Annotated in this window: 10 protein-coding genes; 8 read left to right on the top strand and 2 right to left on the bottom strand. The window is 55.6% G+C overall.

The features are described from left to right. The first annotated feature begins 101 nt into the window (after positions 1 to 101). From KDC22_RS29000 to KDC22_RS28985, 4 genes are all read left to right on the top strand, one after another. Complete coding sequence (locus tag KDC22_RS29000) at positions 102 to 1559, top strand: SulP family inorganic anion transporter (protein ID WP_343221832.1); 1458 nt, start codon at positions 102 to 104, stop codon at positions 1557 to 1559. 317 nt (positions 1560 to 1876) lie between these two features. Then, a complete protein-coding gene (locus KDC22_RS28995; protein ID WP_246553090.1) occupies positions 1877 to 3586 on the top strand; it encodes a methyl-accepting chemotaxis protein in 1710 nt (569 codons plus the stop codon). 153 nt (positions 3587 to 3739) lie between these two features. Continuing rightward, on the top strand, positions 3740 to 4417 hold the full coding sequence (deoC, locus tag KDC22_RS28990; protein ID WP_211721200.1) for a deoxyribose-phosphate aldolase: 678 nt from the start codon (positions 3740 to 3742) through the stop codon (positions 4415 to 4417). Positions 4418 to 4611: 194 nt separating this feature from the next. Continuing rightward, entirely contained in the window at positions 4612 to 5226 is a 615-nt protein-coding gene (locus tag KDC22_RS28985; protein ID WP_211721199.1) for a hypothetical protein, read from the top strand. A gap of 63 nt (positions 5227 to 5289) precedes the next feature. Here KDC22_RS28985 and KDC22_RS28980 read toward each other — a convergent pair whose 3' ends face one another. Together KDC22_RS28980 and KDC22_RS28975 are read right to left on the bottom strand one after the other, a co-directional pair. Beyond that, on the bottom strand, positions 5290 to 6570 hold the full coding sequence (locus KDC22_RS28980; protein WP_211721198.1) for a glycoside hydrolase family 125 protein: 1281 nt from the start codon (positions 6568 to 6570) through the stop codon (positions 5290 to 5292). 29 nt (positions 6571 to 6599) lie between these two features. After that, on the bottom strand, positions 6600 to 9368 hold the full coding sequence (locus KDC22_RS28975; protein ID WP_211721197.1) for an alpha-mannosidase: 2769 nt from the start codon (positions 9366 to 9368) through the stop codon (positions 6600 to 6602). Positions 9369 to 9726: 358 nt separating this feature from the next. On the opposite strand from KDC22_RS28975, the gene KDC22_RS28970 reads away from it, so the two are divergent. From KDC22_RS28970 to KDC22_RS28955, 4 genes are read left to right on the top strand one after another with little or no spacing between them, the layout of a single operon-like run. Next, positions 9727 to 10641 carry an ABC transporter permease gene (locus tag KDC22_RS28970; RefSeq protein ID WP_246553088.1) on the top strand — a complete coding sequence of 305 codons (915 nt, stop codon included), beginning with the start codon at positions 9727 to 9729 and terminating at the stop codon, positions 10639 to 10641. A 16-nt stretch (positions 10642 to 10657) separates the two neighbouring features. Further along, positions 10658 to 11569 (top strand): carbohydrate ABC transporter permease, encoded by a 912-nt coding sequence (locus KDC22_RS28965; protein WP_173138784.1) that lies wholly within the window; start codon positions 10658 to 10660, stop codon positions 11567 to 11569. Positions 11570 to 11608: 39 nt separating this feature from the next. Next, a complete protein-coding gene (locus tag KDC22_RS28960; RefSeq protein WP_211721196.1) occupies positions 11609 to 13219 on the top strand; it encodes an extracellular solute-binding protein in 1611 nt (536 codons plus the stop codon). 39 nt (positions 13220 to 13258) lie between these two features. Next, positions 13259 to 15562 carry a glycoside hydrolase family 3 N-terminal domain-containing protein gene (locus tag KDC22_RS28955; protein WP_211721195.1) on the top strand — a complete coding sequence of 768 codons (2304 nt, stop codon included), beginning with the start codon at positions 13259 to 13261 and terminating at the stop codon, positions 15560 to 15562. The last annotated feature ends 1 nt before the right edge of the window (position 15563 follow it).

The raw sequence follows: 15563 nt of genomic DNA, 5'->3' as shown, positions 1-15563 counted from the left end.
AAGGCGGGTCAGGTACAATAAATAGCATTGGCGGTGCACCGGACCGGGGCTTTATGGCAAAGCCTATCACCTTATCACAAAACACAGGAGGAACTGAAAATTTGAAGCAATCTGTCTCATACAACAACGGTTGGTTCTCCAACACACGGAGTGATGTTCTATCGGGCATGACCGTGGCTATTGCCTTAATTCCTGAAGCGATTGCTTTCTCCATCCTCGCCGGTGTAAGCCCTATGGTTGGATTGTACGCCTCGTTCTGTATCGCTATTGTCACAGCCTTCGCCGGCGGAAGACCGGGCATGATCTCGGCAGCGACAGGAGCGATGGCGCTGCTGGTCGGCAGCCTCGTGCTCTCGCACGGCATTGAGTACCTGTTCGCAGCGACGGTGCTGGCGGGCATCCTTCAGATTGTAATGGGGATGCTGAAGCTGGGCAGATTCATCACCTTTCTGCCGCAGCCGGTCATGACCGGTTTTGTCAACGCGCTTGCGATCCTGATCTTTATGGCTCAGCTGGTGCATTTTGAAGGACAGGGCTGGATTATGTACGCACTGGTGGCCCTTACCCTGGTCATTATCTATACGGTTCCGCGGATCACCAAGGCTGTGCCTTCGGCGCTGGTCGCCATTGTTGCAGTCTCGGTACTCAGCATTGTGCTTGATCTGGATGTAAGAACCGTGGGTGATATGGGGACAATTACTTCAGCGCTGCCGGTGTTCCATCTGCCGAATCTTCCGTTCACGCTGGATACGCTGATGATTATTCTGCCGTATTCGCTGTCGCTCGCTGTAGTCGGATTACTGGAATCCCTGATGACGGCCACGCTGATTGATGATATCACCGGCACAGGCAGCGACAAGAACCGGGAAGCGAAGGGTCAGGGTCTTGCCAACATCGTGACGGGCTTCTTCGGGGGTATGGCAGGCTGTGCGATGATCGGCCAGTCGATGGTCAATATGAAATCGGGCGGACGGACGCGCTTGTCAACTTTTGTATCCGGGCTGTTTCTCTTGTTCCTGATACTTGTTCTGGGCAATGTGGTCAAGCAGATTCCGATGGGCGCACTGGTCGGTGTAATGATTATGGTCTGCATCAGCACCTTTGAATGGAAGTCCCTGACCTCCTTGCGGAGAATTCCGTTAAGCGACGCCCTGGTCATGGTCGTCACGGTGGTAACGGTAGTGGCTACCGATAACCTGTCGATCGGCGTATTGTTCGGTGTCCTGCTGAGCGCCTTGTCTTTTGCCTGGAAGATAGCTTCCATACAGCTGAGCGTTCATACTACGGCCTCTGTAACTACTTATAAAGTATCGGGTCAGCTATTCTTCGGGACAACCAGTCATTTCGTGAATGAATTCATGTATGAGAGTGACCCGGAGCAGGTCGTTATCGACTTCAGCCGTTCCCATGTATGGGATCAGTCAGCGGTGGGGGCGATTGCGAGGTCGATGGACAAGTACGCTGCGCTGGGCAAAAAAGTAACGATAACCGGCTTAAATGAAGAAAGCGCCCGGCTGGTACAGCGGGTCGGATTGTCGCCCTCCGGCGGCCATGGATAAATCATAAAGCTAAGAGGAAAGGCTGCTTTTGGAGCGTTGTATGCTCCGGAAGCAGCCTTTTTTAACGAGATAAGGATGTCTAAGGTTCGCTCCATCCACCAGTCTTCTGTTTCCCGCTGAATCGGTGCAGTCCTAAAGTATCTTGAAGCAGGAAAAAGGATTTTTGAAAAGTTTGTCGAAATTTTCCGGTAGAGGGACATTTGTCATTGCATTTCGGAGATGGCCCTACTTTAATAACGCAATTGTAATGCGCGAAAGGGAAGGCCTCTATGTTTTCTTTTATCCGGACAAGACTGATTGCCCGTATCCTATGTGTTATGACCGCAGTGATTCTATGTATTACGGCAGGGAATGTCGCCATTCAATGGGGGAACACCGGGTCAGCAGTCAAAGGGACGATCAGCAGCTACAACATGAGTATTGCCAGCCATTATGTTACACAGATTGATGCCGGACGCTACCGCGAGTTCCTGGCCGATCCGCAGGAGACGGACCTGTATTGGTCACTCCGCAATGAATTGGATCAGTTCCGGAAGTCGATGGGTGCCCGTTATGTATATTTTGTGCGAATTGATGAAGCGCGTCAGCCGATGCTGATGATTGACGGCAGACCGGAGGGGGACCCGCTGGCTTCACAGATCAACGAAAGTACGGATATGCCGGCTGCTGCCGTTGAGGCAGTGCTTGCCGGAGAGAAGGCCAGCACGCCGCTGATCCGAAACCCTGAATATGGGGATTATATCTCGGCCTTTGTGCCTATGACAGATGCTGGCGGGGCACTGATTGGAGCGCTGGGCATTGATACCGATGTGGCTGTCCTCAGTACGCTGACCCGTGATGTCCTGATGCAAAGTCTGCCGCTCTATAGCATTATTCTGGCCTTATCGTTGGCTGCCTTGGCAGTCCTGGCCTGGTTCGTATCCAGGTCTTTGCGTCCGCTGGGGACGATCACGAAGAGTGCGGAGACCATGGCCAGAGGCGACCTGGCTGAGGCAGGCCGGATACTGCATACCCGTCCGGTTACCTCCAGGGACGAGATTGGAACAGCCTATCAGGCGATGCTTCAGATGTCAGGAGATCTGAATACGAGAGTGCGGGGGATGGTATCCAATGTGTCTACTGCGTCTGACAGTCTCTACGGTTCCTCCGAGACCTTCGCCCGGAACGCCGACGATGTGCTGAAGATGAGTGAGGCTGTCAACGGCAGAATAAGCGACATCTACGCCGGTGCGCATTCACAGACCGAAGGGGCGCAGAGCAGCGCTGTGGCGATGGATGAGATGGCACAGGGGATCACGCGCATCTCGGAGGCTTCGGCTACGGTTTCGGAATTCGCGCTCAAGGCGCTGGATATTGTCCAGTCGTCCCAGACTGCCATGAACCATACGAATCAGCAGATGAAGTCGATCTCCGTCTCCACTGGGGATACCCTGGATATCGTGCTGCTGCTGCAAGGTTATGCCGGGGAGATTGAAGGCGCGCTGGCGGCGATAAAGCAGTTCGCGGACCAGACGAAGCTGCTTGCCCTGAACGCCTCTATTGAGGCAGCGCGTGCGGGGGAGCATGGCAGAGGCTTCACGGTCGTAGCCGGTGAAGTACGCAAGCTGGCGGAAGGCTCCGCTGTCTCCGTGGAGCGGGTTGCCGACCTGCTGATTCATATCAGCAAGGCTTCGGCCAACATCAGTGCGCAAATGACGCAAGCATCCGGTGAAGTGGAGGAAGGGGTGCGGATATCCGCCGAAGCGGAGGCTTCTCTGCTGGAGGCTTCAGCCGCTTTTCGTGAGGTGGCCGGACAGATTATTGATGTGTCGGCGACCGCAGAGCAGCTATCCGCAGGTTCGGAGGAGGTAGCAGCCACTGTAGGCAGTATGGCTGATATTGCCGGAGATGTCTCGGAGCAGACACGGCAGATCCGTGAGCTGACCGGCCTGCAATTGGAAAAGATCAAAGAAGTCTACGAGGCTTCGATGACCATCAGCGCGAATACGGGCAGCTTACGGGAAGCCATCCGGCAGGTGAAGGTCTGAGTCAGAGGTACCTCCTTCGGCTGCCTGATCTGTCATGTCCCCCGGTATCGTTATTGAACAGATGTTGGCCTCCAGCTTTCAAAAGTATCCGACTATTGGTATGATTACAAGGTATGTGAACATCTAATACCGATTACATGGAGGAATAGAACAATGAGTGAGACTACAATATCCGGGATTATTGATCATACGCTGCTGAAGGCGGATGCCCGTAAAGACGATATTATCAAGCTGGCAGAGGAAGCCAAGGCGTACAAATTCGCCTCTGTCTGCGTGAACCCCGCCTGGGTAGCCACGGCCCATGCCGTGCTGAAGGATACTCCGGAAGTGAAGGTGTGTACGGTAATCGGGTTCCCGCTGGGAGCATCGACACCGGAGGTCAAGGCTTTTGAAACGGCTGATGCGATTGCGAACGGTGCCGGTGAAGTGGACATGGTCATCAACATCGGCGCACTGAAAGACGGAAATGATGAATTGGTGAAGCGCGATATGGTTGCAGTAGTCGAAGCCGCACGCGGCAAGGCGCTGACCAAGGTCATCATTGAAGCCTGCCTGCTGACCGAAGAAGAGAAGATCCGCGCCTGCAAGCTTGCTGTAGAAGCGGGAGCAGACTTCGTGAAGACCTCAACCGGATTCTCAACCGGCGGGGCAACCAAGGAAGATATCGCGCTGATGCGGGCGACTGTTGGCCCTGAGATTGGCGTGAAGGCCTCCGGCGGTGTCCGCAGCGCGGAAGATGCCCTCGTAATGATCGGCGCAGGTGCAAGCCGGATCGGGACAAGCGGTGGTGTGGCGATTGCCAAAGGCGAACAGAGCCAGAGCGGCTACTAAATAGAAGATTGGCTAACCTGTAGACGGCTGCGGCTTCCTTGAGTTCAAGGAGGCCGCAGCCGTTTGTTTGGATAGAGGGAATAGGGGAACTGTCTGGCGTGGGTAAGCTAAGGATGAGGATGGGCTGCTGGAGGTGGGCTGAGTGGAGATTCAGGGGGATAAATCCCTCTGAATTCGCCGGAAGTTGGCTAAGTGTGGAAACCAAAGGGATAAATCCCTTTGAATTCGCCGAAAGTGGGCTAAATGTGGAAACCAAAGGGATAAATCCCTTTGAATTCGCCAGAAGCTGGCTAAATATGAGAATGAAGGGTATTAATGCACCTCAATTCGCCGGACGTGAGCTAAAAGTGGAAATGAAGGGTATTAGTACACCTCAATCCCCTGGACGCGGGCTAAAAGTGGAAATGAGGGGTATTAATGCACCTGATATCGCCGGACGGGGGCCAAAAGTGAAAATGAAGGGTATTAGTACACCTCAATCCGCCGGATGCGGGCCAAATGTGAGAATGAAGGGTATTAGTACACCTGAATTCCGCGCACGCGGGCTAAAAGTGGAAATGAAGGGTATTAGTGCACCTCAATCCGCCAGATGCGGGCTAAATGTGAGAATGAAGGGTATTAATGCACCTCAATCCGCCAGACGCGGGCTAAATGTGAGAATGAAGGGTATTAATGCACCTCAATCCGCTGGACGCGGGCCAAATGTGAGAATGAAGGGTATTAATGCACTTCAACCCGCCGGACACGGGCTAAATTGCCAGCTTTATCAAAAAAACGGCTACGGCCCCTTGAAATCAAGGAGGCCGTAGCCGTTTTTGTATCAGTAAATTATATGAGTTGTCTGGAAAATGAGCTGAATAGGCTTCCCTGGACTAGACCAGCCCTTTATCCATCGCTTTGCCGATTAGCGTGGCAAACAGGCTATTGGACCAGGCGAACCACTCGCGCGAGAAATCGGCGGGGTCATCCGGGTGGAAGCCCTCGTGCATGTACCCGGTATCGGCGTCGGTCCGGATCAGCATGTCGATCAGCTCCTTGATCTCCTCATCGTTATCTGCCGTCAGCGCCTGCATGGACAGCGCCATATGCCACACATAACCGCCCGGCGTATGCGGACTGCCGATGCCCTTGGCGTGCTTGCCCTCGAAGTAGAACGGATTGTCGAAGCTGAGGGCGAACCGGCGGGTGTTCTGATAAATCTCATCCTCTACGCCCACATAACCAATATAAGGAATGGACATTAGTCCCGGCGTACCGGCATCGTCCATCAGGGAATAATTGCCGTAGCCGTCCGTCTCGTAGGCGTAAATTCTGCCGTATTTCGGATGGTTCACGATGCCGTAGGTGCGGATGCCGAAGTCGATCTCCTTACGCAGCTTCGCCGCCCGCGCCGCCAGCCGTTCATCCCCATAGACCTCGCTTGCCATCTCGCGGATATATCCCAGAATAACTACCGCGAACATATTGGAGGGAATATTGTAGCCGAATTCACAGCTGTCATCGCTTGGACGGAAGCCGGACCAGCTCATACCGGTGTAGTTGACTGGCATCCCGCGTCCGTTATTGTGCAAAGTTTCTGTATCCTGAAGCGTCTGCCGGATGAAATGGTATGGAGATTTCTCCCCGTGATGCTGCTCGGTCTCGATCGTGTTCACGATGGAGGTCAGCGCCTGATAACAGGCGGCATCGAAGATATCACTCTGCTCCGCTTCCTTCCAGTACATATAAGCCAGTTGAACGACGAAGCACAGGGAGTCCAGCTCATATTTGCGCTCCCACATCCACGGGTTCAGATTGCAGTCGTCGGTATCCCGGTAATGCTTGTCGCTGGCCGTTTCGTTGAAGGCATTCGTGTATGGATCAATATTGACATAGAACATCTGCCGGGCGATCAGGCCGCGGAGAATCCGCTGCAGTTCAGGGTCGTTTTTGGCAAAAGGAATATAGTGGCGCACCTGCTCCGTAGAATCACGCAGCCACATGGCCGGGATATCGCCGGTGAACACGAAGGTAGTGCCGTCTTCCAGCAGCTTCGTGGTTGTCTCCAGTGTATGCGGGAAGCAGTTGCGGAACAACTGCCGGAGTTTCGGGTGGTGCGCGAGCCGTTCATCGGCCTCATTCAGATAGGTGGCAATGGAAGCGGGCAGGTTCATAGTGTAATTCCTCCTCAGACATAGTGGATTTAGGGTTGTGCTATTTGCAGGGCATAGGTGACAATTTGGGCTTTGCCGATGGAGCTGCGGAGTCTTCCTTCATCTAGAGCTTCCCTGTGTTTCCGCCGTTCCAGGATATCACTGGCATGTACAGCCTCTACGGAAAAATGCGGCGTAAGCGCGAGGTCCTGCGGCGCGCCTGCCAGATTGTACCACCGCAGAATAATATCTTCATGGGCTTCTGATATTTTGAAGGCCGAGAGCGCCAGGGTGCGGCCTTGCCACTCCAGCGGCTGATACTGAGCAGGCAGAGGGCCTTGCTGCCGGCCCGTCTGGACAGTGAACCAGGGCACCTGATACTGGTAGGCCCAGGCGAAGACTTCCGGCCAGCCGGCATCTCCGGCATAAGGACGGACCGCGAATTCCACGGTCTGCTCACCGAGGCACTGGGCTTCCGGTGTAGGGAATACGCCCCAGTCTCCCAGCTCCGACACGCTGCGCAGCAGGGTGACAGCAATGGTATTGCTGCCGTCTCGCAGCACCTCATATTCATTCAGCCCTTGGTTGGCTACCAGCAGTCCGGCGCTGCCGTCTGACACGCTGACATAAGCCTGCTGGTGCTGGGCATTGCTTGGATTGATCCAGTCCGCTACCGGCTCAATCCCGCGCTCAGCGGCTTCGAAGATGGAATCAGCCAGAAGAGTGGAGGCCGCAAGAGCCGTAGGGACAAGAACACGCAGCCGGTGGTCCTTGGCCTGATTATTGAACGAGGCAGAGACCTGAATGCCGGTCCCGTTAGCCTCCAGGCTAATCCGGGTCACGATCCGCAGCGGTACCTGCTCAGCGGAGCGCCCGGCCTTACGCTGCCGGAACGGAACCATCCGGCGCTTCTCCTCCTCAAACGAAGCATCGGCGGAAGCCGGAATGGCCCATTCATGCACGATTTCATAGGTGATGCGGTAAGGCTCTTGCTCGGCTAGGGTAACGCGGGCATCAAGTCCCCTGGTTGTCAGGGTAATATCATCTTCCGGCTGGCGGAACACATATTCATTGCCGATATCACCGCAGTTCTCATAGACACCGAGTCCTGCGAAGACTCTGCCGGTCCGCTTATCGGTTACATCATAAGAGCCGTTCTCCCGGATCTGGATGACCAGGAAGTCATTCTCCATCCCGCGCTCGAGCAGCTTAAGCGGACCCTCAGCAGGAGCCCCGGCCGCTTCAGCGGATGCGCCGCCCGGCGACTCTGCCCAGGCGAAGGTGCTGTAACCAAGCGGCGGCACCTGCGGGGCTTCGAAGGTCAGCCGGACCATCCGCGCCATATAAGGCTTGCGGAACTGGTCGTCCGGCAGCTCATAGCCGAACCGGGTGCCGAGATCCTCTGCCTTGCAGGCGATGGCCCGTCCGTCAACATCCAGCAGCCGCCCGCGAGCAAGCTCAAGCGGTAGCTGATCCAGCGCATCGGCAATCGCCGCAGGATTAGGGCCTTCCTTGAAGTATCGTTTGGCAACCGCCACCTCCACGCTAACCGTCCCGCTGCGTTCCCAGCCGGTGGTATTGAAGACGGTTACGGGAATGGCTAATTCTCCCCAAGCCTCAACGTTCTTGGTTCCGATCTGACCACAGATTGCCTTCAGGCTCTCCTCCACAATAGCCTCGCCAACCTGTCTGCTCTTCTCGAAGCGTGTAATCATCTCGCGGTGAACCTCATCCACGCTGCACCCGCAGATGCTGTCATGCGGGTGATTCTGCATCAGCGTCTTCCAGGCGTAGGTCAGCAGGGCATGGGGATAAGCCTGGCCGCTGACCAGATAAGCCAGTGTTGCCAGCGGCTCGGCGCCCTTCTCCAGCAGGGTCTGCCCGCGCTGGTTCATCTGCTTCAGATAGACACGTGCGGAAGCGGTATTGACCAGCGTTCCCCAGCCGTCCGTGTGCTGGCTGCGCAGCTCGCCGTGTACAGTGACGAGATCCTCGGGCAGCGAAGGACCCAGCGCCTTCAAATACTGCTCGAAGCTGGAATGGACGAAATCCATGTCCGGGTACAGCTCCCGGGCGGTCTCCAGCGCATCGGCCAGATCTCGCTGTACCGGCTGATGGTCACAGCCGTTCATGAACAGCAGCTCCGGGGTGGAGGCATATTTGCCGGCATCGGCGATTTTCCGTTCCCAGAAGACCTTGGCTTCGCCTGCATCCACCGGCACTTCGTTGCCGTTGCTGTACCAGTTCGCGAAGAGTAGTCCAAGGACGCTGGAGCCGTCGGGGGATTCCCAGTACATCTCCGAATAAGGCGATTCATAGCTGGTGCTGTTCAGCTCGCCCACCATATTATCGAAGCCCGTCGGCTTCACACCGCGGCCGAACACCGCAGTCTCAATGTCAGCCTGCCGGAGCAGCTGCGGGGCCTGGCCCATATTGCCGAAGGAATCCGGGAAATAACCCAGCTTGGAGATGACGCCGTATTTCGCCGCATCCTGATGGCCGATCAGCAGATTGCGGACGTTGGCTTCGGAGCTGGTCAGGAATTCATCCTGGAGCACATACCAGGGTCCGATGATAATGCGGCCATCCCGGATGAACTGCTCCAGCTGCTCTCTCCGCTCAGGATGAATCTGGAGATAATCTTCAATAATAATGGTCTGTCCGTCCAGGTGGAAATAACGGTAGCGCTCATCCTTTTCCAGCGTATCCAGAAGTTCATTCATCAGCTTCGCCAGCAGGACATGATGTCGCTCGTAAGGCATGTACCATTCACGGTCCCAATGAGTGTGGGAGATGAGGTGTGCGGTTGTACGGGTCATGACAGAAACCTCCTATATCATCAGTCGGGTGTTGTAGCGTTGGCATTCGTAGCAAATGTTTGCATACCTGCCCGGTGATCACAATATGTAACTTTTGCAGCGTGCGGGGAGGTTCATAATTCACACATTTCCGGCAGCCGTACAGCATTCGTCCATACAGGCTAATAAGGCTGGAAGTCCCGCAGCAGCGCGGTTTTACACGCCTTTAACATGACAATGCACAACCTACATATTTACGATGTCAGCTAAGTTTCACTACAATTTGGGTTGTAAGCGTTAGCAGGAAGGGCCTTCACAAGAATGCGAAGCGGATACAGGATTTTGTGTAATGAAAACTAACATAGAGAGGAGTGGGAGAATGAAGGGGAACAAGTCCCTGGGCAAAAGAATCTGGCAAAATTGGGAGCTCTATCTGTTCATGCTTCCCGCATTATTGTATTTCCTCGTATTTCATTATGGTCCGATGTACGGTATTCAGATTGCCTTCAAGAATTTCGTACCCTCCAAAGGAATTACGGGCAGCGAGTGGGTAGGCTTTGACCATTTTGAACGGTTCTTCAATTCCTATTTCTTCTGGGATCTGCTGTGGAACACGTTCAGCATCAGCTTCTATGAACTGGCCATCGGGTTTCCGCTGCCGATCATTCTGGCACTGGCCTTCAATGAAGTCCGCAACGGTCCGTTCAAAAAATCAGTCCAGACCGTCACCTACGCACCGCATTTCATTTCAGTAGTAGTCATGGCGGGGATGATCATCACCTTCCTGTCGCCCTCCAGCGGAATGATTGTCCGGGTCATCGAATTCCTGGGCTTCCAGCCCGCGCAGTTCCTGACCGATCCGGCCTGGTTCAAGACCGTGTATGTCTTCTCGGGCGTCTGGCAGAGCACCGGGTGGGGAACGATTATCTATCTCGCGGCTCTGTCAGGCGTAGATCCCCAGCTGCATGAGGCGGCCATAGTGGATGGAGCAAGCCGGATCAAACGGGTGCTGCATATCAACCTGCCGACCATCATACCCACGATCACGATCATGCTGATCCTGAATATGGGTAATATTCTAGGCCTTGGCTTCGAGAAAATCCTGCTGCTGCAGAATTCGCTCAATATGGAAGCCTCCGATGTCATATCCACCTATGTATACCGCGCCGGTCTGGTGAACGCCCAATACAGCTTCTCGACGGCTGTCGGATTGTTCAACTCGGTGGTCAACGTAATTCTGCTGGTTACCGTTAACCGGATTGCCAAACGCACCAGTGAGAACAGCCTCTGGTAGAAAGGAGTTGAAGTCTTTGGTTACTGCCATGAAAGAATCCAAGGGAGATAAGCTGTTTCTGATCAGCACCTACATTTATCTGTGCCTTGCGCTGGTAGTTGTACTCTATCCGCTGATCTATATCCTCAGCGCCTCCATCAGTTCACCGCAGGATGTTAATTCGGGAGCCATGTGGCTGTTTCCGAAGAATGTGACGCTGGACGGCTACAAGCTTGTTTTTGAGAACCCGAAGATATGGAACGGGTATCTCAATACCATCATCTACACGGCGGCGGGCACGCTGCTTAATCTCGCTGTGACACTGCCTGCTGCATATGCGCTCAGCCGGTCTGATTTTGTCGGACGCCAGCTGTTCATGGGCCTCATCCTGTTCACGATGTTCTTCAGCGGCGGACTTGTGCCGACGTATCTGCTGGTCAAGAACCTTGGCCTGATCAACAGCATGGGGGCTTTGATTCTGCCTGTGGCGGCTTCCGTCTGGAATATCGTGGTTGCCCGCACCTTTTTTCAGAGCACCATTCCCAAGGAGCTGCAGGAAGCGGCGCATATTGACGGCTGTACGAATCTGAAGCTGTTCATCCGCATTATTCTTCCGCTGTCCGCACCGATTATAGCCGTGATGGCCCTGTTCTACGGGGTAGGCCATTGGAACAGCTATTTCCCGTCCCTGATCTACTTGAATGATGAAGCCAAGTATCCGCTGCAGATGGTGCTGCGCCAGATCCTGGTCCTTCAGGAAATGTCGGCGGAGACCACAGGTGCTGCGATTAACGGCGAGGTGGCTATGGCCATGAATAATAAGGCAGAAACGGCATCGCTGGTCAAATATGGAGTCATCGTCGTCTCGACACTGCCTATTGTGGCGGTCTACCCGTTCCTGCAGCGTTATTTTGTCCAAGGGGTCATGATTGGCTCTGTGAAAGGCTAAACGGTTAGAATGTAATGAATATAAGGGAGGAATCATCAAATGCAGACCACACGTAAACCATGGAAGCTTCTGTTGTCTTCGGCGCTCATCCTTACTCTGCTGGCAGGCTGCGGCAACGCAAATGAAGGCACGGCGGATAAGAGTACCGGAGAGGCCACGGTGAACAAGGAGGGCTTCCCGATTGTGAGTGAGCCCGTTACCCTGAGCATGATGGCGCCGGATGTGGGGATTCAGAACTGGGAGAACATGCCGGTGCTTCAGCAGATGAAGGAGAAGACCGGGATTACGATGGAATTCAAAAACGCGCCGAAGGACAGCTTCGAAACTAAAAAGAATCTGGTGTTCGCCAGCGGCGATTACCCGGATATCTTCTATGCGGCCGGTCTGACAACTGCCGAGCAGATGAATTACGGCGAACAGGGGATACTGATCCCTCTGGAGGATCTGATCGAGGAATACGCCCCGAACTTCAAGGCGCTGCTGGAGGAGAACCCGGATGTCCGCAAGTCGATTACAGCCCCGGACGGTCATATCTACTCCCTGCCGGTTGTGGAAATGAGCCAGCACTGGTACCGCAATCCGATGTGGTATAACGGCGACTTCCTGAAGGCGCTGAATATCGACAAGCTGCCGGAAACGACGGAGGAGCTATACACCTACCTGAAGCGGGTGAAGGAGGAAGACCCGAACGGCAACGGCCAAGCCGATGAAATTCCGATCTCCTCGGTGACCACCACCGCTGCGAATCTGCGCGATATCCGCACCTGGCTGCTGGGCGCTTTCGGCATCTATGAAGAAGAAATCTATGTAGACGATGCGGATAAGGTGCATTATACCCCGCTGGAAGAAGGCTATAAGGAGTATTTGACCTATATGAACCGCCTGTGGTCCGAGGAGCTGCTGGATCATGAGAGCTTCTCGCAGACGGCGGAGCAGAAGAAGGCCAAGGCGAATAATAACCGCGTCGCTCTTTTCTCCGACTGGCACGCTTATATGACTAAGGGCGGGGAGCCGTCCACAGCAGATCCGATGTTCGCCCCGGTACGCAGTGAATCGGTCGCCGCTCCGGCGATTGCCAAGAACAGAGGGATTACAACCGGCGCATTCGCCATCACGAACAGCAATCCGGCACCGGAAGCCTCGCTGCGCTGGGTCGATTATCTCTATTCCTATGAAGGCGCCATGTTCTTCAACAAAGGGCCAGAGGGAACGCTCTGGGAGTACACCGATAAAGACAACCGCGTGAAGCAATACCTGCCTGTACCGGACGGCAAGGAAATGGAAGATTTCCGGGCTACCTTGACGCCGAACTACGGTATTCCTGCGCCAACCCTGTCCATGGATGATATCAACAAGGGGCTGAAGACGGACTTTGACCTCTGGGTCGAGCAGGAGACCAAGCAGAAGCTGCTGGATAAAGGCGCGCGGATTCCGTTCCCGGCCCTGTTCCTCACGGTGGAGGAGCAGACCGAGATCAGCAGTCTGAATTCGGACCTCAGCACGTATGTGAAGCAGATGGAAGCGAAGTTCATCACCGGTGCCGAGCCGCTTACGGGCTGGGACAATTATGTGGCGACAGTCAAGAAGATGGGCGGAGAGCGTGTGGCCGAGATTAACCAGGCTGCCTATGACCGCTGGAAAAGTAACTAGAGCGGCATGAATGTCTAAGTGCAGAAAGGTGCTGTAAAAATGATCTATAAGGATAAAACGCGGCCTGTGGCGGATCGGGTACAGGACCTGCTGCAGCGCATGACCCTTGGGGAGAAGGCTGGACAATTAGTCCAGCCTTTCGGCTGGCAGTGTTATGAGAAGCACCCGGACGGAACGACCGGTATGACGGAAGCCTTCAAGCGCCAGGTGGCCGCCGGAGGCGTCGGCTCCCTCTATGGGACGCTGCGTGCAGACCCCTGGACCGGCGTCACGCTGGAGACCGGCCTGTCCCCGAAGCAGGGGGCGGAGGCAGTCAATGCCATTCAGGCCTATGCCATGAAGGAGAGCCGGCTCGGTATTCCTATTCTGTTCGGGGAAGAATGCTCGCACGGACACATGGCGATAGGCGCCACTGTATTTCCGGTTCCGCTCGCGCTGGGCAGCATGTGGAATCCGGAGCTGTACCGGGAGATGTGCCGCGCAGTTGCCCTGGAGACCCGCAGCCAGGGTGGTGCGGCAACCTACTCGCCGGTCCTGGATGTGGTGCGTGATCCGCGCTGGGGGCGGACGGAGGAGACCTTCGGCGAAGATCCGTTCCTGATTGCCACGATGGGCGTAGAGGCGGTAAAAGGCTTGCAGGGCGAACGACTGGACGCAGAGGATTCCGTGCTGGCTACGCTGAAGCACTTCGCCGCTTATGGCAGCTCGGAAGGCGGGCGGAACTCTGCGCCTGTGCATATGGGACTCCGCGAGCTGCATGAGGTGGATCTGCTGCCTTTCCGTAAGGCGGTGGAGGCCGGAGCGCTGTCCATTATGACGGCATACAATGAGATTGATGGCGTACCGTGCACGACGAACCGTTATCTTTTGCAGGATGTATTGCGGGAGCAGTGGGGCTTCGAGGGCTTCGTGATCACGGATTGCGGAGCGCTGGGGATGCTGACGAATGGTCATAACACCGCAGATAGCGGGGAGGCGGCGGTCGCGCAGGCGCTATTGGCCGGTATCGACATGGAGATGTCAGGCGAGATGTTCGAGCAACATATCGCGGCTGCTATCGAGCATGGACGGCTGCAGGAGTCCGACCTGGACCGCGCAGCCGCCAGGATTCTGGAGCTGAAGTTCAAGCTGGGACTGTTCGACCGTCCCTATGCCGATCCCCAGCAGGCTGAGCAGACAATAGGGAAGCCGGAGCACCGGGAGCTGGCGCGGCGGATAGCCGGTGAGAGCATTATTATGCTGAAGAATGAGCACGGAACCCTGCCGCTGAGCAAGCAGATTCCGAAGCTCGCGGTGATTGGACCCAATGCGGATGCACCGTATAACCAGCTTGGTGACTACACCTCGCCGCAGCCCAAGGGCGCCATTGTCACGGTGCTGGAGGGAATCCGGCAGGCGCTGGGCGGCAGTGCGGACAATGTGCTGTATGCACCCGGCTGCCGGATCAAAGGTGATTCGCGGGAAGGCTTCGCCCATGCGCTCGCTTGTGCAGCCGAAGCGGATGCCGTTGTGCTGGCGATTGGCGGCTCAAGTGCCAGAGACTTCGGGGAAGGAACGATTGATCTGCTCACTGGAGCTTCCGTTGTGACTGAGCATTCCTGGAGCGATATGGAATGCGGCGAGGGTATCGACCGGGCTACGCTGAATCTGACGGGCGTGCAGCTTGAGCTGGCGCAGGAGATTCATAAGCTGGGCAAGCCGCTGATTGTGGTCTACATCAACGGCCGTCCGATTGCCGAGCCGTGGATTGTGGAGCATGCCGACGCTATCTTGGAGGCCTGGTACCCTGGGCAGGAAGGCGGACATGCGGTTGCCGATATTCTGTTCGGCGGGGTGAACCCTTCCGGGCGGCTGACGATCAGCATTCCGAAGCATGTCGGCCAGCTTCCGGTCTATTACTACAAGCGGCGGACGCGCGGCAAGCGGTATCTGGAGACGGACTTCCAGGCGCAGTATCCGTTTGGCTACGGCCTCAGCTACAGCGAATTCTCGTACAGCAATCTGAAGGTAGAACCCCCCGTTATTACGGCGGATGGACAGGTGCTTGTCTCCGTGGATGTGACTAATAGGGGTGACCGGGCGGGCAGCGAGGTGGTTCAGCTGTATATTTCCGATCTGGCCTCTTCCATTACCCGTCCCGAGAAGCAGCTCAAGGGCTTCCGCAAAATCAGCCTTCAGCCGGGAGACACGCAGACGGTGACGTTCAGCGTCGGCCGGGAAGAGCTGGAGTATGTATCTGCGGATCTGACGCGGATTGTGGAGCCGGGAGCGTTCGCGGTGATGATAGGTCCGCACTCCGCAGAGTATTTGACGGCGCCGCTTGAAGTCAGGGAGGAGGGCTAAG

The organism is Paenibacillus tritici (assembly GCF_018207515.1).
In the GTDB taxonomy this organism is placed as follows: Bacteria; Bacillota; Bacilli; order Paenibacillales; family Paenibacillaceae; genus Paenibacillus_AQ; species Paenibacillus_AQ tritici.
Note: the sequence above shows the minus strand (reverse complement) of the source record. Positions and strands in the feature narration are given on the sequence as shown.

Coding starts and splice junctions, on each gene's coding strand:
- KDC22_RS28995 (WP_246553090.1), top strand. CDS start 1,877: ATGACCGCAGTGATTCTATGTATTACGGCAGGGAATGTCGCCATTCAA.
- deoC (WP_211721200.1), top strand. CDS start 3,740: ATGAGTGAGACTACAATATCCGGGATTATTGATCATACGCTGCTGAAG.
- KDC22_RS28980 (WP_211721198.1), bottom strand. CDS start 6,570: ATGAACCTGCCCGCTTCCATTGCCACCTATCTGAATGAGGCCGATGAA.
- KDC22_RS28975 (WP_211721197.1), bottom strand. CDS start 9,368: ATGACCCGTACAACCGCACACCTCATCTCCCACACTCATTGGGACCGT.
- KDC22_RS28970 (WP_246553088.1), top strand. CDS start 9,727: ATGAAGGGGAACAAGTCCCTGGGCAAAAGAATCTGGCAAAATTGGGAG.
- KDC22_RS28960 (WP_211721196.1), top strand. CDS start 11,609: ATGCAGACCACACGTAAACCATGGAAGCTTCTGTTGTCTTCGGCGCTC.
- KDC22_RS28955 (WP_211721195.1), top strand. CDS start 13,259: ATGATCTATAAGGATAAAACGCGGCCTGTGGCGGATCGGGTACAGGAC.